We start from the raw sequence: 21,482 nt of genomic DNA, 5'->3' as shown, positions 1-21,482 counted from the left end.
GTCGCCGCCAAGGCTTGCATCACAGGGAGAGAAATCATGACTGGCAGCAGCACGCTTGACCCGGACAACTTTCCGGAACGCCCGGACCGCAGCCTTGGCCGCGGCAAGGGAATCGATTCGCTCGGCCCGAGCGACATTTCCGATACCGGCAGCGACGTCGTCGGCGGCCACGGCTTTGCCGACAACCTGGATGACGACCAGGTGATCAACCTGGACGAGGGTACCACCTCGGACATGGAGAGCAGCCATGCGGGCGAAACCGCGGGCCCGGACATCGGCGACGCCAATTTTTCGTCCGACAGCGACTACGGCGGCACGGGCGAGCGCGCCAGCGCCGGCCGCGACACCATTGCCGAGGCCGGCTCCGACATTTCGACCGACCACGTCGAGGTGATCCCCGACACGCCGCTTAGTGACGAGGACACCGAATTCCTATCGAGCCGCCCGCCGGGACAGCATACTCCACGCAAATAGCGCACCGGCGCCGAGCAGGGCGGTCTTCAGCGGCCCGGAGTGGCGTGCGAGCGCGGTGTAAGGCGAGTGCTCGTGCACGCTGCGCGGCATGCCTTGGCGCTCGCGCAGCTCGGTCGCCGGATCGGGCGCGTAGAGGGCGTCGCGCCGGCCCGGCGCGGCGGGTGCATCCGTCTGCTGCTGGCGGAAGACGAAGGCTTGCATGAAGCGGTCGAGCGCGCGCGGCATCGTGATATCGCTGACCGACGCGAACTTGGCATGGCCGCCGACGAACACGTCGCGCACGGGATGCTGGGCCGCATGCAGGATCGACTCGGCCACCAGCTCGGGCGCATACACCGGCGGGGGCAGGGTGGGCTCCTTGTCCATGTAATTTTTGGCGTGCACCGTGAACATGGTGTCGATGGCCGACGGCCGCACCAGCGTCACCGAGATCGGCGCGCCTTCCTTCTCCAGCTCCATGCGCAGCGCGTCGGTATAGCCCTTGACCGCGTGCTTGGAGGCCGAGTACACGCCCTGCAACGGCACGGCCCGGGTCGATACTTCGCTGCCCAGGTTGATGAGGGCGCCGCCGCCGCGCGTCTTCATGCGCTTGACCGCTTCCAGCGAGCCGTACACGACGCCCCAGAAGTTGGTCTGCATCACGCGCTGCTGGTCTTCGATCGGCACTTCCTCGATCCTGCCGTAAATGGAAACGCCGGCGTTGTTGACCCAGGTGTCGATGCGGCCGAAACGCTCCATTGCGGCCTGGCCGATGCGCTCCACGTCGTCCTGTTTGCCGACGTCGGCCGCAACGGTGGCCACTTGCGAACCTTGCCGGCGCAGCTCGCTGGCCAACTGGTCGAGCGCGTCGGCGCTGCGTGCAGCCAGCACCAGCCGCGCACCCTGGCTTGCCGCCATGCGCGCGGTCGTCAGGCCAATGCCGCTGGTGGCGCCGGTGATCACCATCACCTGTTCGTTGATCTTGCGAAGATTGACTGCCATGACTTCCTCCTCGATGGGTATCTGGGAAGGACCGGCCCGGCCGCGGTTGGTTCGCGGCCGGGCCGGCCTGTGCTGCTTCATGAACAGTCATGATCGTGGCCAGTGCCACGATTTCAAGTCACTTTTTTCCCGGCTGGTAGATCTGGTCGAACAGGCCGCCGTCGGCAAAGTGCAGCTTTTGCGCACTGGCCCAGCCACCGGCGACCTCGTCCACGGTAAAGAGCTTCACGACCGGAAACTGGCCGGCGTACTTGCGGGCAAAGCGTTCAACGGCGGGGCGGTAATAGTGCTTGGCAATGATCTGCTGCCCCTCGTCGCTGTACAGGTAGGCGAGGTAGGCCTCGGCCGCCTTGCGCGTGCCGCGCTTGTCGACGACTTTGTCCACCAGCGCGACCGGCGGCTCGGCCAGGATGCTGACGGACGGCGCCACGATTTCAAACTTGTCCTGGCCAAGTTCCTTTTGCGCGAGCAGGGCTTCGTTTTCCCAAGCAAGCAACACGTCGCCGATGCCGCGTTCGACAAAGGTGGTGGTGGCGCCGCGCGCGCCGGAATCGAGCACCGGCACGTTGCGGTAGAGCTTTGCCAGGTATTCCTTGGCGCTCGCTTCGGTTGCGCCGGGCTGGCGCAGTGCGTAGCCCCAGGCGGCCAGGTGGTTCCAGCGCGCGCCGCCGGACGTTTTCGGGTTCGGCGTAATCACCTGCACGCCCGGTTTGACCAGGTCACCCCAATCGCGAATATGCTTGGGGTTGCCTTTGCGGACGAGGAACACGATCGTGGACGTGTAAGGCGCGCTGTGGCCGTCAAAGCGCTGCTGCCAGCCGTGCGCGATAAGGCCGCGTTCGCTGATAGCATCGATATCGTAGGCGAGCGCAAGCGTGACGACGTCGGCCTGCAGGCCATCGATCACCGCGCGCGCTTGCTTGCCCGAGCCGCCATGCGACTGCCGCACCGTGACGTTGTCGCCGGTTTTGGCTTTCCATTGGCGGGCGAAGGCCGCGTTGAATTCCTGGTACAGCTCGCGCGTCGGGTCATACGACACGTTCAGCAGCGTGATGTCGGCCGCGAAGGCCGGCGAACCTGCCAGCAGCGCAAGCGCGGCCAGCGAATGAAGTGCTTTTCGGATAAACATGGTGCTCTTTCGGTAACGGGGGTGACTGCAGAGTACTGCCGCCCCGTTCGGAAGAACACGAATGAATTCCGATATGGATATGCGCTTTTTACTGCGCCTTGGACAAGATGAGCAGCCAGCGGCCGAACAGCAGGATCTCGACATGGCCAGGTTCCACGCCGGTGTCGCACTCGATGAGCGGGTTGACCGGGTAGAAGCGCTTGCGGAAGTCGCGCGTGACCAGAAGCTCGCGCCGGCCCAGGCGCAGCAGGAACGGGGTGGGTGCGTATTGCATGCCGAAAGAGCTGTTGAGGGTGGTCATGTCGGTTTCCTTTTTTCAAGTAGTGTTGATCAGGTGAGGAAAGAATAGCACAACTACTGTATAAATCCACAGGTACTGTACAAAAAGACAGTTCGGATAAAATGTTGTGGTTTTTTCGCCAACAGCCCCAACGTCCACCGCATGCGCGCACGAACTCTCCCACTCCAGCGATTCATCCAGGCCCGGCTGTCACCGGAAGGCGCCTTCGGCCTGCACCTGACCGTGGGGCTGGTGCTGATGCTGGTGGCAGGCTGGGTGTTTTCCGGCATTGCGGACTCGGTCATGGAGGGCGGCGCCGTCACCGTGCTCGACCGTACGCTTGCACACTGGTTCCATGTGCATGCGACAGTCGGCTTCACGCGATTCATGCTCGCGATCACCTGGATGCACAGCGCGTGGGGGATCATCGCGATGCTCACCGTGTTCACCGGCTGGCTGTACCGCAAGCGGGCCTACGCCTGGATGCTGACCGCGCTGCTGGCGGTGACCGGTGGCATGCTGCTGAACGTGGGCCTCAAGCACATCTTCCAGCGCGCGCGGCCGCACTTAGACGATCCGCTGCTTACGCTCTCCACCTACAGCTTTCCCAGCGGGCACACCGCCAGCGCCACCGTGTTTTACGGCATGCTGGCCTGCTATCTCATCACCCGCACCCACCAGCGCTGGCACGTTCCGCTGATCGTCGCCGCGGCAACGCTGGCGGTGGCGTTGGTCGCGCTGTCGCGCATGTACCTGGGCGTGCATTACCTGTCCGACGTGCTCGCCGCTGTGGCGGAGGGCTTCGCATGGCTGGCGATCTGCGTGAGCGGCGCCGCGAGCTTGCGGCGGCACCGGGCGGGCCGGGAGAGCGCATGAGGAAGGCCGCCGTCATCGTCAATGGCAGCGCCGGCAGCGGCCATGACCAGGACACGGCGCGCACCCTGCGCGAGCAGTTTGGCGCGGCCGGCATCGAGGCGGCAGTCACGCTGGCGGACGGTGGCGCCGCCATCATCGATGCTGCGCACAAGGCAGCCCAAAGCGATGCCGAGCTCGTCGTCGGTGGCGGAGGCGACGGCACGATCAACGCGGTGGCCTCGGTACTGGTCGGGACTGGCCGGCCCTTTGGCGTGCTGCCGCTGGGAACGCTCAACCATTTCGCCAAGGATCTTGGCATGCCGCTCGCGCTGGACCAGGCGGTGCGCGCGCTGGCCACCGGCCGGCCCAGGCAGGTGGACGTGGGCGAAGTGAATGGACGCATCTTCCTGAACAATTCCAGCCTCGGCCTGTACCCGGACATCGTGCACGACCGCGAGAAGCAGCAGCGGCGCCTGGGCCGCCGCAAATGGCTGGCCGCGGCGTGGGCAAGCCTGGCGGCGCTCCGGCGCTATCCTTTCCTGTCCGTGCGGCTGGTCGTCGAAGGCCAGCGCCTCGCGCGCCGCACGCCGTTTGTCTTTATCGGCAATAACCAGTACACGATGCAGGGCTTTTCCATCGGCGAGCGCGCACGGCTGGACCAGGGCGTGCTGAGCCTGTACGTGGCGCAGCGCCCGGGTCGGCTTGGCCTGCTGCGCTTCGCGTTGCGCGCGCTGATGGGCACGCTCGCGCAGGACCGCGACTTCGACGTGCTGCTCGCCGCGGAGATGGAGGTGACGACGCTGCGGCCGCGCATCCGCGTCGCGACCGACGGCGAAGTGACCGTCATGGACAGCCCCTTGCGCTACCGGGTGCGGCCCGGGGCGCTGACCGTCATCGTGCCCGAATGAGGAGACACCATGCGCACCCTGGTTCATCTGTCTGACTTGCACTTTGGCCGCGTTGATGCGGCACTGCTCGACCCGCTGCGCGACTTCGTGCACCGCGTAGCGCCGGACGTGGTGGTGGTGTCCGGCGACCTGACACAGCGCGCCAGGAGCGAGCAATTCGAGCAGGCGCGCGCCTGGCTCGACACGCTGCCCGGGCCGCAGATCATCGTGCCCGGCAACCACGACATTTCGCTCTACAACGTGTTCCGCCGTTTCGTCGAACCGCTCAAGCGCTACAAGCGCTACATCACGGAAGACTTGTCGCCGGTGTATATCGACGACGAAATCGCGGTGCTGGGCGTGAACACGGCGCGCTCGCTGACGTTCAAGGACGGCCGCGTGAACGAAGAACAGGTGGGGAAAATCCGGGCGCAACTGGCCGGGGTGGACCCCAGGGTGACGCGCATCGTGGTGACGCACCATCCGTTCGACCTGCCCGAGCATGGCGACGAGAAGGATATCGTCGGGCGTGCGGGAATGGCGATGCAGGCGTTCGCCGAATGCGGGGTGGATGTGCTGATGGCGGGGCACCTGCACCAAAGCCATGCCGGCAGCACGGCCGAGCGCTACCAGATGGGTGACTTCGCGGCGCTGGTGGTGCAGGCCGGCACCGCCACATCCACGCGCGGGCGGGGCGAGGTCAACTCGTTCAACGTGCTACGGGTGGAGCACGAGCGGGTGGAGGTGGATCGCTACGGGTGGGATGTGGTCGGCAGCAAGTTCGAGCTGATGAGCACGGAGAAGTTCCTCCGCAGCGGGAATGTGTGGACGGAGCACAATGACGGGCTATACGCGGCCGGCATTTAGCGGGCGCGACCGTTCATCGCCAATCACCCAAGCCCGGAATGGTTCAGCTAATCAAACCCTGATCCAGTAGCGCCGCGCCAATTGCGACCCGGGGCAGACGTAGCCGCCCCTGGAAGTTGCTCGTCACTTGGCCTCTAGAAATCGATGGAGAGCGAACTTAATTCGTTCCTGCTGATATGGCTTTTGAATGGCATACGTGCCTGCGACAACACTAACTGCCATAGCAATAAGGATGAGTGTCGTTTTGATGACCCTGATGTTCATAAATGCATTCTCCAGTTGGTAGGTGGCTCGTTCTCTGATGGCGAACAGCATACTTCCGATAATCCAACGAACTGCTGCTGGACGTGTTTCGATGTAAGCGAGCTCGTTGAGTATTTCGTGTGCCCAGCCCTTACGATGCGGCGGCATTATCCAAATCACCAGCCGAACGGCGGTGACAGAGCTGATCAGCCTGTTAGCCCTTTTGGACATCAGGCGCGACCTGCCGACAGGAGTCCAGGGTTGATGCATTCGTGCGCCGCATGCTCGATCGCGTAAGCGGCCCCTTCAGTGGTAAGACGATACAGCTTCCTGGGCGGACGGCCTTCATGCTCCGATGGCTCCCACTTCGACTCGAGCATGCCTCTATCGCTCAACCGCATAAGGATGGGATAAAGCGTTCCCGAGCTGAGACCGGTCTGTTCAGAAAGGTCATATCCATGCCGCCACTGAACACGCTGGGCTAGCAGAGCTGCGAGGAGCTTCCGGGTTTGAGGAGATGGGGGTCTGATGCGTGCCATGTGTTAAGTCTACATATGTAGAGATGATCTGGCAAGCGTCGTAATTGTAGTGACTGATCCTGGCCGTTTGCCGACTATCACAGCGTCCGCTTCCGACCCATTGCGGGTCTGGCAAACAGCTTCCCGTGCAGCCCTGTAGGCTTAAATAACTGAGCCTTCCCGCGCACGCGTATAAATACCAACCGCTTTGCCGTATACCTCCGTTTCCGCCTCATAAGTCATTCCCAGCCGCTTGGCAACGCGCAGCGAGGATTCATTGGCTGAAGCGATGAGAGCCCGTACTTTTGGTTCGCGTCGGATCTCGAGCGCATGGTTCAAGGCTGCGGTCGCCGCTTCGTTCGCGAATCCCCGGCCCCAAAAGGCACGATAGGTATTCCAACCAAGTTCCATCACAGTGGATTCCTCGCGAAAGAACGCGCCAACAGTCCCGACGAGTTGACCAGTCTTCTTTTCCTCGACAGCCCACCAACCGGCGCCATGTATGAGCCATAGTCCGGCTTGTGAACAGAAGATTCGCCATGCAGCATGGCGGTCAGCCGGGACCAAGTGGGCCGCGCTTACAGGGTCGGCGACATGCGCGGCGAACAGGTCAAAGTCCTCCCGTCGATATTCGCGAAGCATGAGTCGTTCCGTGTGAAGGTAAGGAACGGAAGTGATGAACTCGCTATTCATGAGCTGGATTCCATGTCTGGTGCCAGATAAGCCGTCCATTGTCGGCTACAAGGTACAGTTCGCGCCAAAGGTCTTCTTTCACCCAATTCGACTCGGCAGCGGTAAGGGTCATTGCAAGAAAACAGGCAGTTTGTTGGCTCGTTCTTGCGAAGGTCCGTTCCAGGCCGATCTCGGCCGTTCGGCCCCCCAGCATAACATCTTCCCGAGTTGGCAAAATCCTTGCATGGTTGGCAACTGGGACATTTTGTCTAAATGTGTGGAAATTTCTTTTAAGTAGAATGACTCAAAGCGTGCGGCAACACGTCTGCACCAAGCCATAGCCTGGAAAGACTCAACATCATGGATTGGATTCCTGTAGCCCTCCTTACGTTCAAGATTCTCGTGTTAGCCACGGGCATGTTCTTCGCCATCAAGTGGCATTACGATCAAGGGAAGAAGGTGGAAGAGAAGCGCGCGGTGCTGCTCGCCAGCGGCAAGGTGGCCGCTGTCTTCCTGCTGTCGCTCCTGGCCATGGGGCTCATCACCTTCTTCCTGATCAGGACGTTCGCTAGTGACCTGAGCTTGACTTGATGGCAAAGATTCGCGCGGTTTGGCCAGGGTTCTAGATCCAGTACTCCGCCATCCGTCCGATCATTTCCATGAACCGGTCCTTGAGCGGGCGCTTGCGCCACTGCGCGAGCGTCACCTCCTTCGAGTCGCGCAGGTCCTCGTTGAAGGCACTTTCCATGTCGCGGCCGAAGGCCGGGTCCATCACCACCACGTTCAGCTCGTAGTTGTGGATGAAGCTGCGCCGGTCGATGTTGGCCGAGCCGATCGTGGACCAGACGCTGTCGATCACCGCCGTCTTTGCATGCAGCACGGCCACCTGCAGCTGGTAGATCTTCACGCCGCTCTCCAGTAGCTCATCGTAAAACGCCTGCCCCGCATGGAACACCAGGCTGTGGTCGGACACGCCCGGCAGCACCAGCTTGACGTCCACGCCGCGCCGCGCGGCAGCGCACAGCGCGTCGATCACCTGCTGGTCCGGCACAAAGTAGGCCTGGGTGATGTGGATCGATTTCTTCGCTTCGCCAATTGCCAGCAGCAGCGATTTGTAGATCGACGAATCGTGGTCCGGTTCGGTCGCCAGTACGCGCACGATCTTGTCGCCCGCCGCTTGCAGCACCGGGAAGTAGTTTGCGCGCGGCAGCTCGCCGCCGGCCTGGCGCACCCAGTTGTTGATGAAGGCCCATTGCAGCGTGGCCACCGCCGGGCCTTCGATCTTGATGTGGGTGTCGCGCCAGCCGACTTTCTGGTGCCCGGTCTCGCTCGGCTTCTGGCGCGAGCGGAAGAACGAGCTGTTGGCATAGGTGCTGCTGATGTTGATGCCGCCGGTGAACGCCATCTTGCCATCCACTACCAGCACCTTGCGGTGGTCGCGGTTATTGAGCTCCCACCTGCCGGGCCCCCGCGCCGGGTTGACCGGGTTGAAGGCCAGCATGGTGATGCCAGCTGCCTTCATGCGGTCGAAAAAGGCCTGCGGGGTGCCCAACGTGCCCACGGCGTCGTACATCACGTTCACCACCACGCCCTGGCGGCGCTTGTCGATCAGGAGGTCGGCGAACTGCAGGCCGATCGGGTCCTGGTCGAAGATGTAGGTTTCCAGGTTGATGGAATTGGTCGCGGAGCGCACCGCGGCCATCATCTCGCGCATCGTGGCCGGGCCGTCGAACAGCAAGGTGACGCGGTTGCCCGCGATGAGGGGCACGCCGGTGGCCTGTTCCTCCAGCACCGCCAGCAACTTGAGGTCGGTGCCGGCGTTGGCCCAGCGGCGCTCGAGCAGTTGCGCGGCCTGCCGCGGCGGCATGTTGCCATCGGGCGTGGCGATGGTCGGGGACGCCTTGCGCGCCTGTTCGGGCAGGGCGCTGGCGTCGGGTAATGTCTTGCAGGATATGGCAACGAGGCCAAGCATCAGCGTGGCCAGCCACCTGGCGCAGCGTTCCGGGATCATTTTCTTCCTTTCGTGTCGTCCGCTTGCGCCAGGTCGGCGTCACTGGGGCCGATCAGGAAGACGATCGGCGCCGTGCGCAGGCGCCGTCCCAGCGCGCGCAGCAGGCGCAGGCCGTGGCGGAACCGGATCTTGCGGGCGCGCAGCGCCACCCACAGCGCCAGGCCAAAGCTCACCACCAGGTTCACCACGCCGATCAGCAGGGCGCCGGCAACGGTGATGGCCGCCGTTTGCGGGTCCACGTCGAAGTCGAGCCCGACCAGCGCAATCGCGAAGTTCGCGGACGAAAAGGTGACGTGGCGCACGTCCAGCGGCAGGCCGACCAGGTAGCCGATGGTGGCGGTGAACCCCATCAGCACGCCGAAATAGAAGTTGCCCATCAGGCCGCCGAGGTTGTCTTCCAGGTAGCCGGCCAGGCGCGCCAGGCGCTGCGGCCCGAGCAGGCGGCGCAGCAGGTGCAGCTGGCGCACGCGCTGGCCCATGCGGGTGTATAGCGCCTTGTTGTCGTAGTAGCCCGAGATCAGGCCCGAGACGAACAGCCACACGCCCGCGGTGGCCGCATAGAGCAGGGCCGGCGAATGGATCGGGTCGATTTCCGCGATCAGGTGCTGCGCCTTCTCGGGCGACACCAGTTCGCGGCCGGTCAGGTAAGGGTAGGCGAGCGCCAGCACGAAGGCGGTCGGGAAGCAGGTCACGATGTTGCCGAGCACCGCCACCAGCTGGGTGCGGAACACCTTGTTGATGAGCTCGGCGAGGGAGTCGGCGTCGATGCGGCGCCCGTCCGTGCTGTGCAGCTCGGCCGCGATGCGCTGGGCGGTCATGGCCGGCTGCTTGGTCGCAATGGTCCAGTGCAGCACGTGCACCAGCATGAAGCCGAGCGAGTAGTTGAGCGAATACAGCACCGCCTCGACCAGCGGCGCTGCCTTCAGGTAGGACAGCAGGATCTTGAACATCGCCATGAAGCCGACCACGAAGCCGGCCCCGGCCGAGGAACGGAACATGCCGCGCAGGTCTGCGCGGCGCTCGGCGATGTAGTGCTCGCCGGTGCGGCTGGCGTTTTCCGTCACGTTGCGCGCCAGCAGGTCGATGTTGTCGGCCACCAGCCCGGTGACGTGGTACTTGGTGGTGTGTGCCTCGATCAGCTCGTGCGCGAGCGCGATCGCGGCCGCGCGGCGCGGGCTAGCCGGCGGCGCCCACGGCGGGGTGGCGTCGTTGGCGACCGCTTCGATGTCCACCGTGGGCGCGCTGGGCAACTGGCCGCTCACGTCGACCAGGAACAGGAGCTTGCGCAGCCGGTCGATGCTCTGGGTGAGCGCGACCAGCAGGTAGGTCAGCGCGATGCTGGTGCCGCCCGACAGCGCGCTCTTGCGCACCTTTGACACCACTTCCTCGCACTGGTCCAGCATCACCAGCACCGGGCGCGCGTTCTCGGGCTGCTCGCCGGTCTCGTCCAGGTACCGTCCGTATTCGTCGAGGTACTGGTTGACCTCGATGTTCTGCATCAGGAAGGGCGAGTGCACGTCCTCGATTTCGCGGTAGGCGTGCACCAGGCGCGGTTCCAGCCCCAGCGCGCAGACGCGGCAGGACAGGGTGCGGACCGCGTCCAGCAGGCCCATGATGGTGACGTAGCGGGCGCGGCCCGGCTCGCTGCCTTCGGGCGGGGCGGCTTCGGCGATCACGTCGAACAGGGCCAGCCAGTCGGCGTTGGGCACGGCGCGGATCCAGCGGTAGTCGGTGTCGTAGCGCAGCACTTCCTCGAGCGAGTCGGACAGGTAGCGATCGTCCAGTGCCGGCGGCAGGAAGCGATAGGCGATGCGGCGCTTGAGCTCGGTAAAGAAGCCGTCATTCGACAGCACCCCGACCTCGCTGTACAGGCTGGTGTGGCGGCGCCGCTCGAGCAGGGTGGTGAGGTAGGCGCGCAGGCGCGCCGCCTGGTCGGGATTTCCCTTCAGTAGCTGGGTGAGCGTGCGCACCCGCTGGCGCGCCTGCTCGTGCAGGCTCGGGCGCGGCGGACGCAAACAGTCGGCCAACTCGACCAGCAGGTCGATACGGTCGCTGTGCGGGTCGATACGTTCGAGGATGGAGAGCATTGCACCCAGCCAAAGCCGAAAAGCACAGTGTACGCGGGGCGCCACCGGAACTTTGTACGCCAGCGTACAGACTCAACAATAGACGCCGGGAAACCGTCGCGTATCTGCGGTACACTTTAACGCTTGTCGAACACTGGGGGAATGCATGTACCTGACTTACTTCAACGGACAATGGAACGAGGGGAACGTCCCCCTGTACGGCGCGATGGACCATAGCGTGTGGTTGGGCTCGTCCGTGTTCGATGGCGCGCGCGCAATGGGCGGGCGGCTGCCGGACCTGCGGCCGCACCTGGAGCGCGTGGTGCGCTCGGCCGACAAGCTGGGCCTGCGTTGCCCGTTGACGGTGGACGAGATGGAAGCGCTGGTGCGCGAGGGCGTGGCCAGGTTCCCGGCCGACGCCGAGCTGTACATCCGTCCGCTGGTGTTTGCCGCCGAGGGCTTCCTGATCCCGGAACCGGAGAAGACCGGCTTTGCGCTGACCCTGTTCGATGCGCCGCTGCCGACGTTCACCGGGTTCTCGGCCTGCCTGTCCACGCTGCGCCGTCCGGAGCCGAGCATGGCGCCGACCGATGCCAAGGCGTCGGCGCTGTATGCCAACTCGACCCGTGCGATGCGCGAAGCGAAGGCGCGCGGGTTCGACCAGGCGATCATGCTCGATGCGGCCGGCAACGTGGCCGAGTTTGCGTCGTCCAACTTGTTCCTCGTGACGCAGGACGGCAAGGTGGTGACGCCAGTGGACAACGGCACCTTCCTGGCCGGCATCACCCGCGCACGCGTGATCGCGCTCTTGGGCGAGGCGGGGGTGCAGGTGGAAGAGCGCACGGTCAAGCCGGAAGAGCTGGATACGGCGCGCGAGATTTTCAGCACAGGCAATTACGGCAAGGTGACGCCGTGCACCCGCTACGAAGGCCGCACGCTGGAGGCGGGGCCGGTGGCGCGCCAGGCGCGCGAGCTGTACCTGGCGTTTGTGGAGAACTGCTGACTGGCGTTGAACGCGTGGGCAGAGGATCTGCCCACCCTACCTGGAGCAGCCGCGTGGCGTAGGGTGGGCAGGTCCTGCCCACGCGTTCAATCAGCGTCCGATTGGCCGGCTATTTGGCCCTGGACACCGCCAGCGGCTTGATCGCACCGCAATCGGCGCCCAGCCATTTGCCGCTGGCATCCATCGTCATCGTCTCGCGGCCCGAGACCACTTTCATCTTCGACTTGTAGGCGGTATCGCCGGTAAAGCTCACTTCGCCTTCGCCGGTGGTCTTCGGGTTGGCGCAGCTGAACGTGTACTTGTACTTGCCGGCGCCCATCGGCGTGTTCTTGTAGCTGCAGTCGCCTTTTTGCTGCATCAGGCCGTCGCCGCGCTTGGCCATGTCCGGCGAAATGCACACCTTGGTGACCATGCCGCCGCCGGCACCGGCGCTCATCTGCACGCCTTGCTTGGCCATCATCTGCTGCATCATCTTGCGCTCTTGCGGGTCCATGTCGGCCATCTGCTTTTGCAACTCGGCCATGGCGTTGCCGGCCTGGCCGCCCATGTTGCTGGTCATTTCCCACAGGCCCGGCTTGATGGTCTGGGCGGAAGCAGGCAGGGCGGCTGCCGCGCCGATCACGAGCGCAGCAAGTGCATGGCGATGCGATTTCATTGTTCGGTCTCCCTGAGTCGAGGTGCCATATTGTTACTGGTTACGTCCGGAATATCCAGCACCATCGGTGGGGGTAATCAGGTCAGCGCCACCAGCAGCCAGGTGAAACCGGCCGACAGGATCCAGTAGGCGGTGCCGGCGAACACGGCCAGCAGCAAGGCATAGTCCCAGCCCTGGCGCGGGTAGTCGGCGCCAAAGCGGGTGTGCAGCAGGCGCGCTTGCGGGGCGGCGGCCCCGATCCACCAGGCCAGCAGGAACATCCAGCCGGCCCAGTGCATCAGGTTCGACTGGCCGTTGACACGCGCGTTGACGGCAGAGGACAGCAGGCGCACCGCAAGCAGCCCCATGCTGAACACGAACCATTTGCGCGCTGCCAGCGCCTGGCGGGCGTCGCCCAGCGCTTCCCAGTTGCGCATCAGGAGCCAGGCGCCGAAGGCGGGCGTGAAGACGATGCTCCAGAGCGCGGCAACCGTCGGGTTCCACAGGGCGTTGGCGCTGGCGGCGGGCCGCAGCGCCCTGGTGTCGAATGAGCTATGCATAAGTGTGCTCCTCAGAAGTATTGCCCGGATGAAGGAACACTATTGCGCAGCGAAAAGGACCGGGTCTTGATCCCGGTTAGCGCGGCGCGCGCGGCACGGCGCGCGTCAAGCCAGGTGCAGCTGCAGGTATTGCAAAAGCACGACAGTCTTGGCATCCACGATCTCGCCGCTCGCCACCCGCGCCAGCGCGTCCTCGAACGAGAGCTCGATCACTTCGATGTCCTCGCCTTCGTCGCGCTTGCCGCCGCCGGCGTGCTCGCGCATGGCCGGGTCATAGGGGGCCACGAAGTAGTGCACGCGTTCCGTCAGCGAGCCGGGGCTGGCAAACAATTCCATCACCTTGTCGACGCGCTCGATGCGGTAGCCGGTCTCCTCCAGCAGCTCGGCGCGCACCCGCTCGTCCGGGCTTTTGCCGTCGAGGACGCCGGCTGGCACTTCGATCAGGTAACCGTCATGGCCGGCCAGGCGCGCGCCGATGCGGAACTGGCGCGTGAGCACCACCGTGCGGCGCGCCAGGTCGTACAGCAGCACGGCGGCGCCGCTGGCACTGTCATACACCTCGCGCGTCTCGTGCTGCCAGCTGCCGTCGCGGCGGCGCTGGTCGTAGGTGACGCGCTTTAACGGGTAGTATTCGTCGGCCAGCAGCTGCTGGCCGGCGATGCGGACCGGGTCGGCATCCATCGGGTGCATCCAATGAAAAAGCGATCCGTTTCGCCGTCACGCCTGCCAGGCGCAACCGCGAAACGGACCGGTCTTCAAACGCGCGCTACTATATGCCGCGTCCGCTGATCAGGCGCACCAGGATCATGATGATGGCCACTACCAGCAGGATGTGGATGAAACCGCCGACCGTGTATGACGTTACCAGGCCGAGCAGCCACAGGATGATGAGTATGACTGCAATGGTATAGAGCATGATTGGTCCTCCTTGGATGGGGCCGCTAACGCGGCTTGGGTTCAAGTATGAAGACCGCCGCGTTCACACTCCGTTCGCTGCCGTACGTTAGGCGGCAGATTCGCTCTCCTTGCGCAGGCCCGGGATCCAGCCCATCAGGCCCATGACGCCCGCCACGCCGATCAGCACGGTCAGCAGGCCGCCGCTGACCAGGAACAGCACATCGTGCGCCTGCATGTCCGGCTCGATGCCGGAGGGCGTGCCCGCCGAGGCGAGACCAAAACCGGTGATGATCATTCCCCAAACGATGATGCCGACCCACGTCATGGTGTTCATGCCTCGTCCCCTTGCGGTTGGTTGATGTCGCTGCACCGTATGCTGTTCCAGTGCAACAATTCTGGGCCGGGGGCACGGGCACTTCCGTGCGGTGACGCACATTGCGAAAAAGAAAAGCCGGGACGGGCCACAAGGCCGGTCCCGGCGAAGCCAGGCTGGTTGCGCTCAGGCGGGCCGCAGGTGCCCCTTGACGATGCGCACGCGCTCGCCGGTATGCCAGGCGGGCGGGGTGCTCTGGTGGAAGGTGCGCAGCGTGCCGTCGTCCAGGCGCACCCGGATTTCATAGGTCTGGTTGGCGTGCATGTTGCCCTCGACCTGGTTGCCGACCACCGCGCCGCCGACCGCGCCGGCCACCGTGGCCAGCTGGCGGCCATTGCCGCTGCCCACCTGGTTGCCCAGCAGGCCGCCGAGGATGGCGCCGCCGGCCGCGCCCAGGCCCGAGCCGCGGGCGCGGGTGGTGATGGTGCGGATCGATTCGATGTTGCCGCAGCTGGCGCACCAGCCACGTTCAGCCTCCACTGCTGCCACGCGGGTCGGCTTGCTGTGGGCGCGGGCGGTGTCCGGCACCGGGACCGGCGGCGCGGCGGCCGGCATCGGCGGCGGCACCGTGGTGGCCGGCTGCGGCGCATATTGCTGGGCCGGGTAGGCCGGCTGCGGCGCGTATTGCTGGGCCAGTTGCGGCGCCTGGGCCGGCGCCGGTTGCAGCGGCTGCGGTGCCAGTGGCGCGGCCGCAGGCGGCGTTTGCATGCCGGCGGACAGCGCCACGCGGTCGGCGTCGCTGAGCTGCCGGTTTGCGGTGTTACTGCCGATCGAGGACGGCAGCCAGCCGAGCACGGCGGCGGTGCCGACCAGGCAGAACAGCACAACGGCGACGGCCGCCAGGATCATCAGCGGATGATGGCCGGCGTTGCGCGCGGACGGGATCGGGTGCGTCTCCATGATGTGTCCTTTCCTGTTGGTTGCGGGCTTGGGATCGCCTGTTCGAGAGTCTCATTGTCAACAGGCACAAGCTCAGCGTCCGTGCGTCACCGTACATACTTCAGGCACCACCCCCTTTACGCTGGCTGAAATTGTTTGCAAATGTATCCGCGGCGCTTGTCGCCGGTCAGCCAAAGGCCCGAACAGATGCAATCCAACCGTAAAGGTCCGATGAAGTCTGCCGCACCGCGCCGGATCGCAGAGCACAACGCCAACCTGCTGCTGTCCGCACTGCCGCCCGAGGAGCTGGCGCATGTGCTGTCGCTGCTCGATCCGGTGCGGGTCGAGGCCGGCGAGGTGCTGTCCGAGCCGGGCGACCCGATCCGCCACGTCTATTTCCCCCACGATTGCCTGATTTCGCTGCAGGCCGTGGCCGAGGGACGGATGACGCTGGAAGTGGGACTGGTGGGGCGCGAGGGCATGCTCGGCGCAACGGTGGCGCTGGGCCACGAGACCACCCAGGTGCGCGCGGTGGTGCAGCGCGCGGGCAGCGCCAGCCGGATGGAGAGCGACGCCCTGCGCGAGGCGTTCGCGGGCAGCCCGGCGCTGCAGCGGGTGCTGGCGCGCTACACCGACACCCTGCTGGTGCAGGCGATCCAGATTGCGGTGTGCAGCCGCTTCCACGTCCTCGAAGCGCGGCTGGCGCGCTCGCTGCTGGTCACGCGCGACCGGCTGCAGTCGGACAAGTTCCATCTCACCCACGAGTTCCTGGCCCACGCGCTGGGCGTGCGTCGCGTCGGCGTGACCAAGGCGGCGAGCGCGCTGCAGCAGCAGGGGCTGATCATCTACAGCCGGGGCAATATCGAGATCCTGGATCCGGACGGGCTGGCCGCCGCGGCGTGCACCTGCTACGAAATCGTCAAGGAAGCGGGCGAGGTGGCGCTGGAGCCGGTGTTACTGGTGTGAAGTCGTAGGGTGGCCAGGTCCTCCTGCCCACGCGTCCAGGCAGCGCTGGCGTCAGCTGAACGCGTGGGCAGAAATCTGCCCACCCTACAAGTGCGTTGACGCGCGGTGCAACGAAAAACGCCCCGGCGAGCGGGGCGCTTTTGTCCAACGTGCGGCAGCTTAGTGCGTCGATTTGACCTGGTTGCCGATCACGCCGCCCACGGCCGCGCCGCCGACGGTGCCGGCCGCGCTGCCACCGGTGAGCGCGCCGCCGACCACGGCGCCTGCGCCCGCGCCAATGGCGGTGTTACGGTCCTGCTGCGACATGCCGGCGCAGCCGGTCAGGCCCAGGGCCGCGGTTGCCAGCGATGCACACACTACCAGTTGCTTGATGGTTTTCATGATTGATCTCCTTTTCGGTGGGTAATCACTCAGGCATACCGGCCGGAACCAGGTAACGCCCATCATTGCGTTCTCCCGATGGCGCCGCGCGCCACCTCAGCTACAGAGTAGAGCCCGCTTGCGCTCCCGTCTGTTCGCTGGCTCACCCTGCGCGACCTGGCTCAATGCGTTTTGGTCTTGCCCGGTGGCGGCGCGGTCGGCTTGGCGCTGGCCTGCGCCAGCAGCTTGCCGCAATTGCTGTCCTTGCCGCCGCCGGTGTTGATTAGCGGAACCAGCGCGGCCGGGGCGGCAATCGCTCCCAGCGCCAGGGCGCCGCCGGCGCGCAGCGCGAGCACCTTCTTGTCCACCGACACGTCCGGCTGGTGGAAGGTGCCGCGCAGATAGATCGGCGCGCGCAGCGACAGCAGGTGCAGGCCCTTGGTCTGCTGGTCCAGCCGCAGGTTCATCTGCTCGCTGGCCAGGTTGACTGTGCCGCCCACGACAATGCGCGCATCGTCCGTGTCCGCCACGAACAGCTGCGTCTTGGCCACGCCGTTGACCACGTCGAGGTTGGTGGCCACGCAGTTGAGCTCGACCTGCTTGTCGCCGAACAGCTTGTCCACGATGATGCTGCCCACGTTCAGGCCCATCTCCTCCACCAGCAGCTTGCTCACCGTGCCTTCCTGCACCAGCGCGTTGATCTCGCCGTTGGAGTCGGCCAGCATGCCGGCCACCGACTCGCCCACGGCGGTGAGCTTGGCGTCGCCGTTGATCTGGCCGATGGTGGCCTGCTGCACCTTCTGGATCGCCGGGAACAGTTGCTTGATCTGGATGTGGCGCGCCTCGACCTGGGCGGTGGCCTTGATGGTCTTGCCGCTGCTGCCATCGAGCTTGATATGGTTGCGCAGCGTGCCGCCAGCCAGGCCAAAGTCGAGCGGGTCGAGCGTGAGCACGCCGTCCTTCATGACCAGGTGGGTGGACAGCTTGGTGATCGGCAGCTCTTTCTTGCGTACTATGCGCTCGGCCGCAAAGCGCACGTCGGCATCGAGCGTCTTCCAGCGTTCGGTCCTGAATTTCTCGACCGGCAGCACCTTGCCCTCCGGCTGCACCACATCGACGCCGCGCGCCTTCTTGCTGGCGTTGGAGTCGGCGCCGATCAGCGGGCCCAGGTCGGTGAACAGCAGCTGGTGCGATACCACGTTGCCGGAAAGCTTGCCGCGCGGCTTGTCGGGCCGGAATTCAAGCCGGCCGGCAATATCGCTCGAGCCGACCTTGCCCTTGAAGTTTTCGTAGGTCCAGCGCGCGTCGTCGCCCCCGATCTTGCCGATCAGGTGGCCCTCGGTGCTGAACGCCGGCGTTTCGGGCAACAGCAGGTGGGTGAAGTTGTACAGCCGCGCCATGCTCGGCCCGGCCAGCTTCAGGCGCAGGTCGAGCCCGGACAACTGAGTGGGACGGGTGATCGTGCCCTCGACCGCGATGCGCGTGGCGCCCGAATGCATGTCGGCCTGGACCGGGTAGCGCACATCCTCCTCGCGTAGCGTGAGCACGGCGCCGGCCTTGCCGCCGCCGCCCACCGGCGCGCCGTTGTAGCTGCCGCGCAGGGTCCAGCCGATGCCGTAGGTGGGGTTGTTCGGGAGCGTCTCGATGTCGGCCGTCACGTCGGTTTTGGTGACCGCATCGAGCACGTGCACCACGCCCTTGGACAACACGATGCGCTGCAGGTCGAGCCGCCACTTCGATGGCTTCTGTTCGTGCTTGAAGGTCCAGTTGTTGTGCGTGGGATCGACGCGCAACAGGTCCACGCTGGGCGACTCGAAGCGCAGCACGGGAATTGAAATGGTGTGGCCGAGCAGGGCGAAGGGATTGAGCGAGAACGAGAACTGGCGCACCTTGGCCATGTCGCGCTCGGGCATCCCGGCCGGGTTGCCGACATGAACGTCATCGGCGTACAGGTGCGGCCAGGGAATCCAGTCGCGCCAGGTGCGTTCACCCGGCGCCATCGCGCGCGCCGGCTGCTCCCAATGCACGGCAAGATTGCCGCGGATGGCGAACGGGCGCTCGATCGCGTCGCTCACCTTGGTGTTGATCCAGGGCTTGGCCCGGTTCCAGTCGAAGGTGAGAATGAAGATGATGGCGATGACGGGGATTGCGACCAGTACCCCAAGCACGCCCAGCACGATTTTTGTGCCGCGCGACATGCGGTGCGTGTGCGCTGGCTTCTCGCTCGTTTCGGTCATGACACGATCCTTCTAGGTGGGAACTGTCGTGACAGCGAGATTATCGGAAAGGCATGAGTCATGATGTGCGCTGGCGCACCGTGCGCGGGGCGTCGCACAAGCGGGCGGGGCAATGTGCGCCAGCGAACCGATCTCGTCCGCCAATCGGCTTATAACGTTACCAATAACAATCCCTCATTCCAGGAGATGACGATGTACGCACAAGAATCCATGAAACTGCTCGCCGGCGCGGCCGTGCTGGCGCTGCTTGCAGCCTGCTCCAGCCCGCAGAAGGCGCCGGCGGCGGCTGACGTGGCGGTGTCGAAGAACGCGGTCGAGAACGCGGTGCAGGCCGGCGCGGCCGAGTTGGCGCCGGACGAGATCACGATGGCGCGCGAGAAGATGCTCAAGGCTAACCAGGCGCTGCAGGCCAAGGACTACAAGCTGGCACGCGAGCTGGCGGTCCAGGCCGAGGCCGACGCCAAGCTGGCCCAGAGCAAGGCCAGCTCGGCCAAGGCCACGGCCGCCGCCAGCGCGCTGGACGCCGACCTGCGCGCGCTGCGCCAGGAAGTGGACCGCGCCAACCAGCAATGACCAGCACGCACGGGCCGGCCCGCGCTGCTGGCGCCGGGCGTGGCCCGATGCGCGCAACGACAACGATATCCGCGCCGTGTGGCGCGCCCGGGAGAACAACATGAACAAGCATGCACGCATTTTGAAATCGATCGTGTTCGCCAGCGTCGTGATGCTGGCCGCCTGCAGCACCGTGCCCACCACCACCGCCACGCTGGACCAGGCCAGGGCCGACTTTGTGGCCGCAAGCAACAACCCGCAGGTGGCGCAGTACGCGCCGCTGCAGTTCAAGGAAGCCACCGACGCGCTCGACAAGGCCAATGCCGCCGCCGCCCAGCGCGAGAGCCTGGACAAGATCGACCGGCTGGCCTACCTGGCCAAGCAGAAGATCGCGACCGCCCAGGAAGTGGCCAAGGCCAAGGCGGCCGAGGCCGGCATCGCGCAGGCGCGCCAGGAGCGCACCGAGGTGCAGCTGCAGGCACGCACCGCCGAGGCCGAGCGCGCGCGGCGGCAGGCCGCCGATGCCCAGGCCCAGGCCGCCAATGCCCAGCAGCAGGCCGACAGCGCGCGCCAGCAGGCCGCTGAGGCGCAGGCCCAGAGCGCCGCGCTGGCCGAGCGCGCCGCGCGGCTGGAAGCGCTGCTGGTCGAGCTGCACGCCGTCAAGACCGAGCGCGGCTACGTGGTGACGATCGGCGACGTGCTGTTCGACCTGGACAAGGCCAGCCTGAAACCGGACGGGGTTTCAACCTTGCGCAAGCTGGCCGACGTGATGGCGCAGAACCCTGACCGCACGGTATTGGTCGAAGGATTCACGGACAGCACCGGCACGGCCAGCCACAACCAGGAGCTGTCCGAACGGCGCGCGAGCACGGTGGCCTCGGCCCTGGCCGGCATGGGCGTGGCGCGCGAGCGCATCGCGATGCGCGCGTATGGCGAGGCATTCCCGGTGGCGCCGAACGACTCGGCCGCCAACCGCCAGCGCAACCGCCGCGTCGAGATCGTGCTGTCGAACGAGGGCGCGCCCATCCCGCCGCGCGCGGCGATGCGCTGACCCGCTTATCTTAATCGTCACTAAGGAAACATCATGGAAGAAACGAAAAGCAACCTGGCACATGGCTTCGACGTGGCGGCGATCCGCCAAGCCGCCGCCAACCTCGATGACGGCGCCGTCACCGAGGGCTACCAGGCCGACCGCGAGGCGGTGATTGCGATGCTCAACGACGCGCTGGCGACCGAACTGTTGTGCATCCTGCGCTACAAGCGCCACTACTACACGGTGCAGGGGCCCAACAGCGCCCAGATGCGCGCCGAGTTCCTCGAGCATGCGCAGCAGGAGCAGGACCACGCCGACCGCATCGCCGAGCGCATCGTGCAGCTCAATGGCTCGCCCAACTTCAATCCGGCCACGCTGTCGGCGCGCAGCCATGCCGAATACGACGACTCGGACGACGCCCAGGCCATGGTGCGCGCCGACCTGATCGCCGAGCGCGTGGCGATCGAGTCGTACCGCCAGATGATCGCCGTCATCGGCGACAAGGACCCGACCACGCGCGACATGCTGGTCGAGATCATGGCGGTCGAAGAGGAGCACGCCGACGACATGCGCGACCTGCTGGCCATGTAAGCCGGCATTGCAACACGATCGATACCACCCACCAGACAACAGGAGTTCACCATGCTAGACACCATCCGCAGCAACGGCAGCACCCGATCCTTCAACGCCGGCATGCAGGATACCGGTACCGACATGAAAGCGCTGGTGCGCGATGCCCAGGCGCTGCTGTCGGCGGCGGCGGCCTTGACCGGCGAAAAGGCCGAGGAATTGCGCGGACGCGGCATGGACATGCTCGACCGGGCGCTGGGCAAGGCCGGCAGCTACCAGGATCAAGCGATCGAAAAAGGGAAGGAACTGGCGCACACGGCCGATGTCTATGTCAAGGACAACCCATGGCGCACGGTGGTCGCCGCGGCAGGTGTGGGTTTGCTCGTGGGCATGCTCATCAGCCGCCAACAACAATGAGACGCCGGGGACCCGATC

At 65.4% G+C, this 21,482-nt stretch carries 27 protein-coding genes; 11 read left to right on the top strand and 16 right to left on the bottom strand.

Annotated features, from left to right (window positions below; genetic code table 11):
• Nucleotides 1–36: 36 nt before the first annotated feature.
• Nucleotides 37–474 carry a hypothetical protein gene (locus NX774_RS10285; RefSeq protein WP_258822080.1) on the top strand — a complete coding sequence of 146 codons (438 nt, stop codon included), beginning with the start codon at nucleotides 37–39 and terminating at the stop codon, nucleotides 472–474.
• Here NX774_RS10285 and NX774_RS10280 read toward each other — a convergent pair.
• The 3 genes from NX774_RS10280 to NX774_RS10270 all read right to left on the bottom strand — a co-directional run bounded on the left by NX774_RS10280 (nucleotide 433) and on the right by NX774_RS10270 (nucleotide 2,885).
• Nucleotides 433–1,455 carry an SDR family oxidoreductase gene (locus tag NX774_RS10280; RefSeq protein ID WP_258822079.1) on the bottom strand — a complete coding sequence of 341 codons (1,023 nt, stop codon included), beginning with the start codon at nucleotides 1,453–1,455 and terminating at the stop codon, nucleotides 433–435. The genes NX774_RS10285 and NX774_RS10280 overlap by 42 nt on opposite strands.
• 118 nt (nucleotides 1,456–1,573) lie before the next feature.
• Nucleotides 1,574–2,584: a sulfate ABC transporter substrate-binding protein gene (locus NX774_RS10275; protein ID WP_258822078.1), complete on the bottom strand. Its 1,011-nt coding sequence runs from the start codon at nucleotides 2,582–2,584 to the stop codon at nucleotides 1,574–1,576.
• 88 nt (nucleotides 2,585–2,672) lie between these two features.
• Complete coding sequence (locus NX774_RS10270) at nucleotides 2,673–2,885, bottom strand: hypothetical protein (protein WP_258822077.1); 213 nt, start codon at nucleotides 2,883–2,885, stop codon at nucleotides 2,673–2,675.
• 141 nt (nucleotides 2,886–3,026) lie between these two features.
• Between NX774_RS10270 and NX774_RS10265 the strand changes: the two genes are divergently transcribed.
• Genes NX774_RS10265 through NX774_RS10255 form a run of 3 tightly spaced genes read left to right on the top strand, consistent with a single transcriptional unit; the run spans nucleotide 3,027 to nucleotide 5,473 of the window.
• On the top strand, nucleotides 3,027–3,740 hold the full coding sequence (locus tag NX774_RS10265; protein WP_258822076.1) for a phosphatase PAP2 family protein: 714 nt from the start codon (nucleotides 3,027–3,029) through the stop codon (nucleotides 3,738–3,740).
• On the top strand, nucleotides 3,737–4,627 hold the full coding sequence (locus NX774_RS10260; RefSeq protein WP_258822075.1) for a diacylglycerol/lipid kinase family protein: 891 nt from the start codon (nucleotides 3,737–3,739) through the stop codon (nucleotides 4,625–4,627). The genes NX774_RS10265 and NX774_RS10260 overlap by 4 nt, the downstream gene beginning before the upstream one ends.
• A gap of 9 nt (nucleotides 4,628–4,636) precedes the next feature.
• A complete protein-coding gene (locus tag NX774_RS10255) occupies nucleotides 4,637–5,473 on the top strand; it encodes a metallophosphoesterase family protein (protein WP_258822074.1) in 837 nt (278 codons plus the stop codon).
• A gap of 123 nt (nucleotides 5,474–5,596) precedes the next feature.
• On the opposite strand, the gene NX774_RS10250 is transcribed toward NX774_RS10255, so the two are convergent.
• The 3 genes from NX774_RS10250 to NX774_RS10245 form a co-directional block, all read right to left on the bottom strand.
• Nucleotides 5,597–5,947, bottom strand: coding sequence for a hypothetical protein (locus NX774_RS10250; RefSeq protein ID WP_258822073.1), 351 nt, complete (start codon nucleotides 5,945–5,947; stop codon nucleotides 5,597–5,599).
• Complete coding sequence (locus NX774_RS23470; RefSeq protein WP_370660416.1) at nucleotides 5,947–6,255, bottom strand: PadR family transcriptional regulator; 309 nt, start codon at nucleotides 6,253–6,255, stop codon at nucleotides 5,947–5,949. Before NX774_RS23470 ends, NX774_RS10250 begins: the two co-directional genes overlap by 1 nt.
• 141 nt (nucleotides 6,256–6,396) lie before the next feature.
• The gene (locus NX774_RS10245; RefSeq protein ID WP_258822072.1) at nucleotides 6,397–6,927 is read right to left on the bottom strand and encodes a GNAT family N-acetyltransferase; all 531 of its coding nucleotides are present in this window, start codon (nucleotides 6,925–6,927) and stop codon (nucleotides 6,397–6,399) included.
• A gap of 339 nt (nucleotides 6,928–7,266) precedes the next feature.
• On the opposite strand from NX774_RS10245, the gene NX774_RS10240 reads away from it, so the two are divergent.
• A complete protein-coding gene (locus NX774_RS10240; RefSeq protein WP_258822071.1) occupies nucleotides 7,267–7,497 on the top strand; it encodes a hypothetical protein in 231 nt (76 codons plus the stop codon).
• A gap of 31 nt (nucleotides 7,498–7,528) precedes the next feature.
• Here NX774_RS10240 and cls read toward each other — a convergent pair whose 3' ends face one another.
• Together cls and NX774_RS10230 are read right to left on the bottom strand one after the other, a co-directional pair.
• Complete coding sequence (gene cls, locus NX774_RS10235; protein ID WP_258822070.1) at nucleotides 7,529–8,917, bottom strand: cardiolipin synthase; 1,389 nt, start codon at nucleotides 8,915–8,917, stop codon at nucleotides 7,529–7,531.
• On the bottom strand, nucleotides 8,914–11,004 hold the full coding sequence (locus NX774_RS10230; RefSeq protein ID WP_258822069.1) for a site-specific recombinase: 2,091 nt from the start codon (nucleotides 11,002–11,004) through the stop codon (nucleotides 8,914–8,916). The genes cls and NX774_RS10230 overlap by 4 nt, the downstream gene beginning before the upstream one ends.
• A 145-nt stretch (nucleotides 11,005–11,149) precedes the next feature.
• Here NX774_RS10230 and NX774_RS10225 point away from each other — a divergent pair, with 145 nt between their 5' ends.
• The gene (locus tag NX774_RS10225; RefSeq protein ID WP_258822068.1) at nucleotides 11,150–11,986 is read left to right on the top strand and encodes a branched-chain amino acid aminotransferase; all 837 of its coding nucleotides are present in this window, start codon (nucleotides 11,150–11,152) and stop codon (nucleotides 11,984–11,986) included.
• Between the two features lie 109 nt (nucleotides 11,987–12,095).
• On the opposite strand, the gene NX774_RS10220 is transcribed toward NX774_RS10225, so the two are convergent.
• From NX774_RS10220 to NX774_RS10195, 6 genes are all read right to left on the bottom strand, one after another.
• Nucleotides 12,096–12,641 (bottom strand): DUF3617 domain-containing protein, encoded by a 546-nt coding sequence (locus NX774_RS10220; RefSeq protein ID WP_258822067.1) that lies wholly within the window; start codon nucleotides 12,639–12,641, stop codon nucleotides 12,096–12,098.
• 77 nt (nucleotides 12,642–12,718) lie between these two features.
• Nucleotides 12,719–13,180, bottom strand: a complete 462-nt coding sequence (locus tag NX774_RS10215) for a hypothetical protein (RefSeq protein ID WP_258822066.1) — start codon at nucleotides 13,178–13,180, stop codon at nucleotides 12,719–12,721.
• Between the two features lie 105 nt (nucleotides 13,181–13,285).
• Nucleotides 13,286–13,861: an NUDIX domain-containing protein gene (locus NX774_RS10210; RefSeq protein WP_258822065.1), complete on the bottom strand. Its 576-nt coding sequence runs from the start codon at nucleotides 13,859–13,861 to the stop codon at nucleotides 13,286–13,288.
• Nucleotides 13,862–13,949: 88 nt separating this feature from the next.
• Entirely contained in the window at nucleotides 13,950–14,096 is a 147-nt protein-coding gene (locus NX774_RS10205; RefSeq protein WP_135187822.1) for a lmo0937 family membrane protein, read from the bottom strand.
• 87 nt (nucleotides 14,097–14,183) lie between these two features.
• Nucleotides 14,184–14,411 carry a hypothetical protein gene (locus tag NX774_RS10200; protein WP_258822064.1) on the bottom strand — a complete coding sequence of 76 codons (228 nt, stop codon included), beginning with the start codon at nucleotides 14,409–14,411 and terminating at the stop codon, nucleotides 14,184–14,186.
• A 165-nt stretch (nucleotides 14,412–14,576) separates the two neighbouring features.
• Nucleotides 14,577–15,350 (bottom strand): glycine zipper 2TM domain-containing protein, encoded by a 774-nt coding sequence (locus NX774_RS10195; protein ID WP_258822063.1) that lies wholly within the window; start codon nucleotides 15,348–15,350, stop codon nucleotides 14,577–14,579.
• Between the two features lie 210 nt (nucleotides 15,351–15,560).
• On the opposite strand from NX774_RS10195, the gene NX774_RS10190 reads away from it, so the two are divergent.
• Nucleotides 15,561–16,295 carry a Crp/Fnr family transcriptional regulator gene (locus tag NX774_RS10190; RefSeq protein WP_258822062.1) on the top strand — a complete coding sequence of 245 codons (735 nt, stop codon included), beginning with the start codon at nucleotides 15,561–15,563 and terminating at the stop codon, nucleotides 16,293–16,295.
• Between the two features lie 159 nt (nucleotides 16,296–16,454).
• Here the strand turns inward: NX774_RS10190 and NX774_RS10185 are convergent, their stop codons facing one another.
• Nucleotides 16,455–16,676, bottom strand: a complete 222-nt coding sequence (locus NX774_RS10185; RefSeq protein WP_258822061.1) for a YMGG-like glycine zipper-containing protein — start codon at nucleotides 16,674–16,676, stop codon at nucleotides 16,455–16,457.
• A gap of 161 nt (nucleotides 16,677–16,837) precedes the next feature.
• On the bottom strand, nucleotides 16,838–18,892 hold the full coding sequence (locus tag NX774_RS10180; RefSeq protein WP_258822060.1) for an AsmA family protein: 2,055 nt from the start codon (nucleotides 18,890–18,892) through the stop codon (nucleotides 16,838–16,840).
• A 186-nt stretch (nucleotides 18,893–19,078) separates the two neighbouring features.
• Between NX774_RS10180 and NX774_RS10175 the strand changes: the two genes are divergently transcribed.
• The 4 genes from NX774_RS10175 (at nucleotide 19,079) to NX774_RS10160 (ending at nucleotide 21,464) form a co-directional block, all read left to right on the top strand.
• The gene (locus NX774_RS10175; RefSeq protein WP_370660415.1) at nucleotides 19,079–19,465 is read left to right on the top strand and encodes a DUF4398 domain-containing protein; all 387 of its coding nucleotides are present in this window, start codon (nucleotides 19,079–19,081) and stop codon (nucleotides 19,463–19,465) included.
• A gap of 100 nt (nucleotides 19,466–19,565) precedes the next feature.
• On the top strand, nucleotides 19,566–20,495 hold the full coding sequence (locus NX774_RS10170; protein ID WP_258822058.1) for an OmpA family protein: 930 nt from the start codon (nucleotides 19,566–19,568) through the stop codon (nucleotides 20,493–20,495).
• Nucleotides 20,496–20,528: 33 nt separating this feature from the next.
• A complete protein-coding gene (locus NX774_RS10165; protein WP_258822057.1) occupies nucleotides 20,529–21,068 on the top strand; it encodes a ferritin-like domain-containing protein in 540 nt (179 codons plus the stop codon).
• 102 nt (nucleotides 21,069–21,170) lie between these two features.
• Nucleotides 21,171–21,464: an ElaB/YgaM/YqjD family protein gene (locus NX774_RS10160; RefSeq protein ID WP_258822738.1), complete on the top strand. Its 294-nt coding sequence runs from the start codon at nucleotides 21,171–21,173 to the stop codon at nucleotides 21,462–21,464.
• Nucleotides 21,465–21,482 lie beyond the last annotated feature (18 nt).

This window comes from Massilia agilis (assembly GCF_024756255.1).
Lineage (GTDB): Bacteria > Pseudomonadota > Gammaproteobacteria > Burkholderiales > Burkholderiaceae_D > Telluria > Telluria agilis.
This window is presented reverse-complemented; position numbering and strand designations above follow the sequence as displayed.

What these genes read in the sequence shown, in the direction of transcription:
- NX774_RS10285 (WP_258822080.1), top strand. Translation starts at nt 37, where the DNA reads ATGACTGGCAGCAGCACGCTTGACCCGGACAACTTTCCGGAACGCCCG.
- NX774_RS10280 (WP_258822079.1), bottom strand. Translation starts at nt 1,455, where the DNA reads ATGGCAGTCAATCTTCGCAAGATCAACGAACAGGTGATGGTGATCACC.
- NX774_RS10275 (WP_258822078.1), bottom strand. Translation starts at nt 2,584, where the DNA reads ATGTTTATCCGAAAAGCACTTCATTCGCTGGCCGCGCTTGCGCTGCTG.
- NX774_RS10270 (WP_258822077.1), bottom strand. Translation starts at nt 2,885, where the DNA reads ATGACCACCCTCAACAGCTCTTTCGGCATGCAATACGCACCCACCCCG.
- NX774_RS10265 (WP_258822076.1), top strand. Translation starts at nt 3,027, where the DNA reads ATGCGCGCACGAACTCTCCCACTCCAGCGATTCATCCAGGCCCGGCTG.
- NX774_RS10260 (WP_258822075.1), top strand. Translation starts at nt 3,737, where the DNA reads ATGAGGAAGGCCGCCGTCATCGTCAATGGCAGCGCCGGCAGCGGCCAT.
- NX774_RS10255 (WP_258822074.1), top strand. Translation starts at nt 4,637, where the DNA reads ATGCGCACCCTGGTTCATCTGTCTGACTTGCACTTTGGCCGCGTTGAT.
- NX774_RS10250 (WP_258822073.1), bottom strand. Translation starts at nt 5,947, where the DNA reads ATGTCCAAAAGGGCTAACAGGCTGATCAGCTCTGTCACCGCCGTTCGG.
- NX774_RS23470 (WP_370660416.1), bottom strand. Translation starts at nt 6,255, where the DNA reads ATGGCACGCATCAGACCCCCATCTCCTCAAACCCGGAAGCTCCTCGCA.
- NX774_RS10245 (WP_258822072.1), bottom strand. Translation starts at nt 6,927, where the DNA reads ATGAATAGCGAGTTCATCACTTCCGTTCCTTACCTTCACACGGAACGA.
- NX774_RS10240 (WP_258822071.1), top strand. Translation starts at nt 7,267, where the DNA reads ATGGATTGGATTCCTGTAGCCCTCCTTACGTTCAAGATTCTCGTGTTA.
- cls (WP_258822070.1), bottom strand. Translation starts at nt 8,917, where the DNA reads ATGATCCCGGAACGCTGCGCCAGGTGGCTGGCCACGCTGATGCTTGGC.
- NX774_RS10230 (WP_258822069.1), bottom strand. Translation starts at nt 11,004, where the DNA reads ATGCTCTCCATCCTCGAACGTATCGACCCGCACAGCGACCGTATCGAC.
- NX774_RS10225 (WP_258822068.1), top strand. Translation starts at nt 11,150, where the DNA reads ATGTACCTGACTTACTTCAACGGACAATGGAACGAGGGGAACGTCCCC.
- NX774_RS10220 (WP_258822067.1), bottom strand. Translation starts at nt 12,641, where the DNA reads ATGAAATCGCATCGCCATGCACTTGCTGCGCTCGTGATCGGCGCGGCA.
- NX774_RS10215 (WP_258822066.1), bottom strand. Translation starts at nt 13,180, where the DNA reads ATGCATAGCTCATTCGACACCAGGGCGCTGCGGCCCGCCGCCAGCGCC.
- NX774_RS10210 (WP_258822065.1), bottom strand. Translation starts at nt 13,861, where the DNA reads ATGGATGCCGACCCGGTCCGCATCGCCGGCCAGCAGCTGCTGGCCGAC.
- NX774_RS10205 (WP_135187822.1), bottom strand. Translation starts at nt 14,096, where the DNA reads ATGCTCTATACCATTGCAGTCATACTCATCATCCTGTGGCTGCTCGGC.
- NX774_RS10200 (WP_258822064.1), bottom strand. Translation starts at nt 14,411, where the DNA reads ATGAACACCATGACGTGGGTCGGCATCATCGTTTGGGGAATGATCATC.
- NX774_RS10195 (WP_258822063.1), bottom strand. Translation starts at nt 15,350, where the DNA reads ATGGAGACGCACCCGATCCCGTCCGCGCGCAACGCCGGCCATCATCCG.
- NX774_RS10190 (WP_258822062.1), top strand. Translation starts at nt 15,561, where the DNA reads ATGAAGTCTGCCGCACCGCGCCGGATCGCAGAGCACAACGCCAACCTG.
- NX774_RS10185 (WP_258822061.1), bottom strand. Translation starts at nt 16,676, where the DNA reads ATGAAAACCATCAAGCAACTGGTAGTGTGTGCATCGCTGGCAACCGCG.
- NX774_RS10180 (WP_258822060.1), bottom strand. Translation starts at nt 18,892, where the DNA reads ATGACCGAAACGAGCGAGAAGCCAGCGCACACGCACCGCATGTCGCGC.
- NX774_RS10175 (WP_370660415.1), top strand. Translation starts at nt 19,079, where the DNA reads ATGACGATGTACGCACAAGAATCCATGAAACTGCTCGCCGGCGCGGCC.
- NX774_RS10170 (WP_258822058.1), top strand. Translation starts at nt 19,566, where the DNA reads ATGAACAAGCATGCACGCATTTTGAAATCGATCGTGTTCGCCAGCGTC.
- NX774_RS10165 (WP_258822057.1), top strand. Translation starts at nt 20,529, where the DNA reads ATGGAAGAAACGAAAAGCAACCTGGCACATGGCTTCGACGTGGCGGCG.
- NX774_RS10160 (WP_258822738.1), top strand. Translation starts at nt 21,171, where the DNA reads ATGCAGGATACCGGTACCGACATGAAAGCGCTGGTGCGCGATGCCCAG.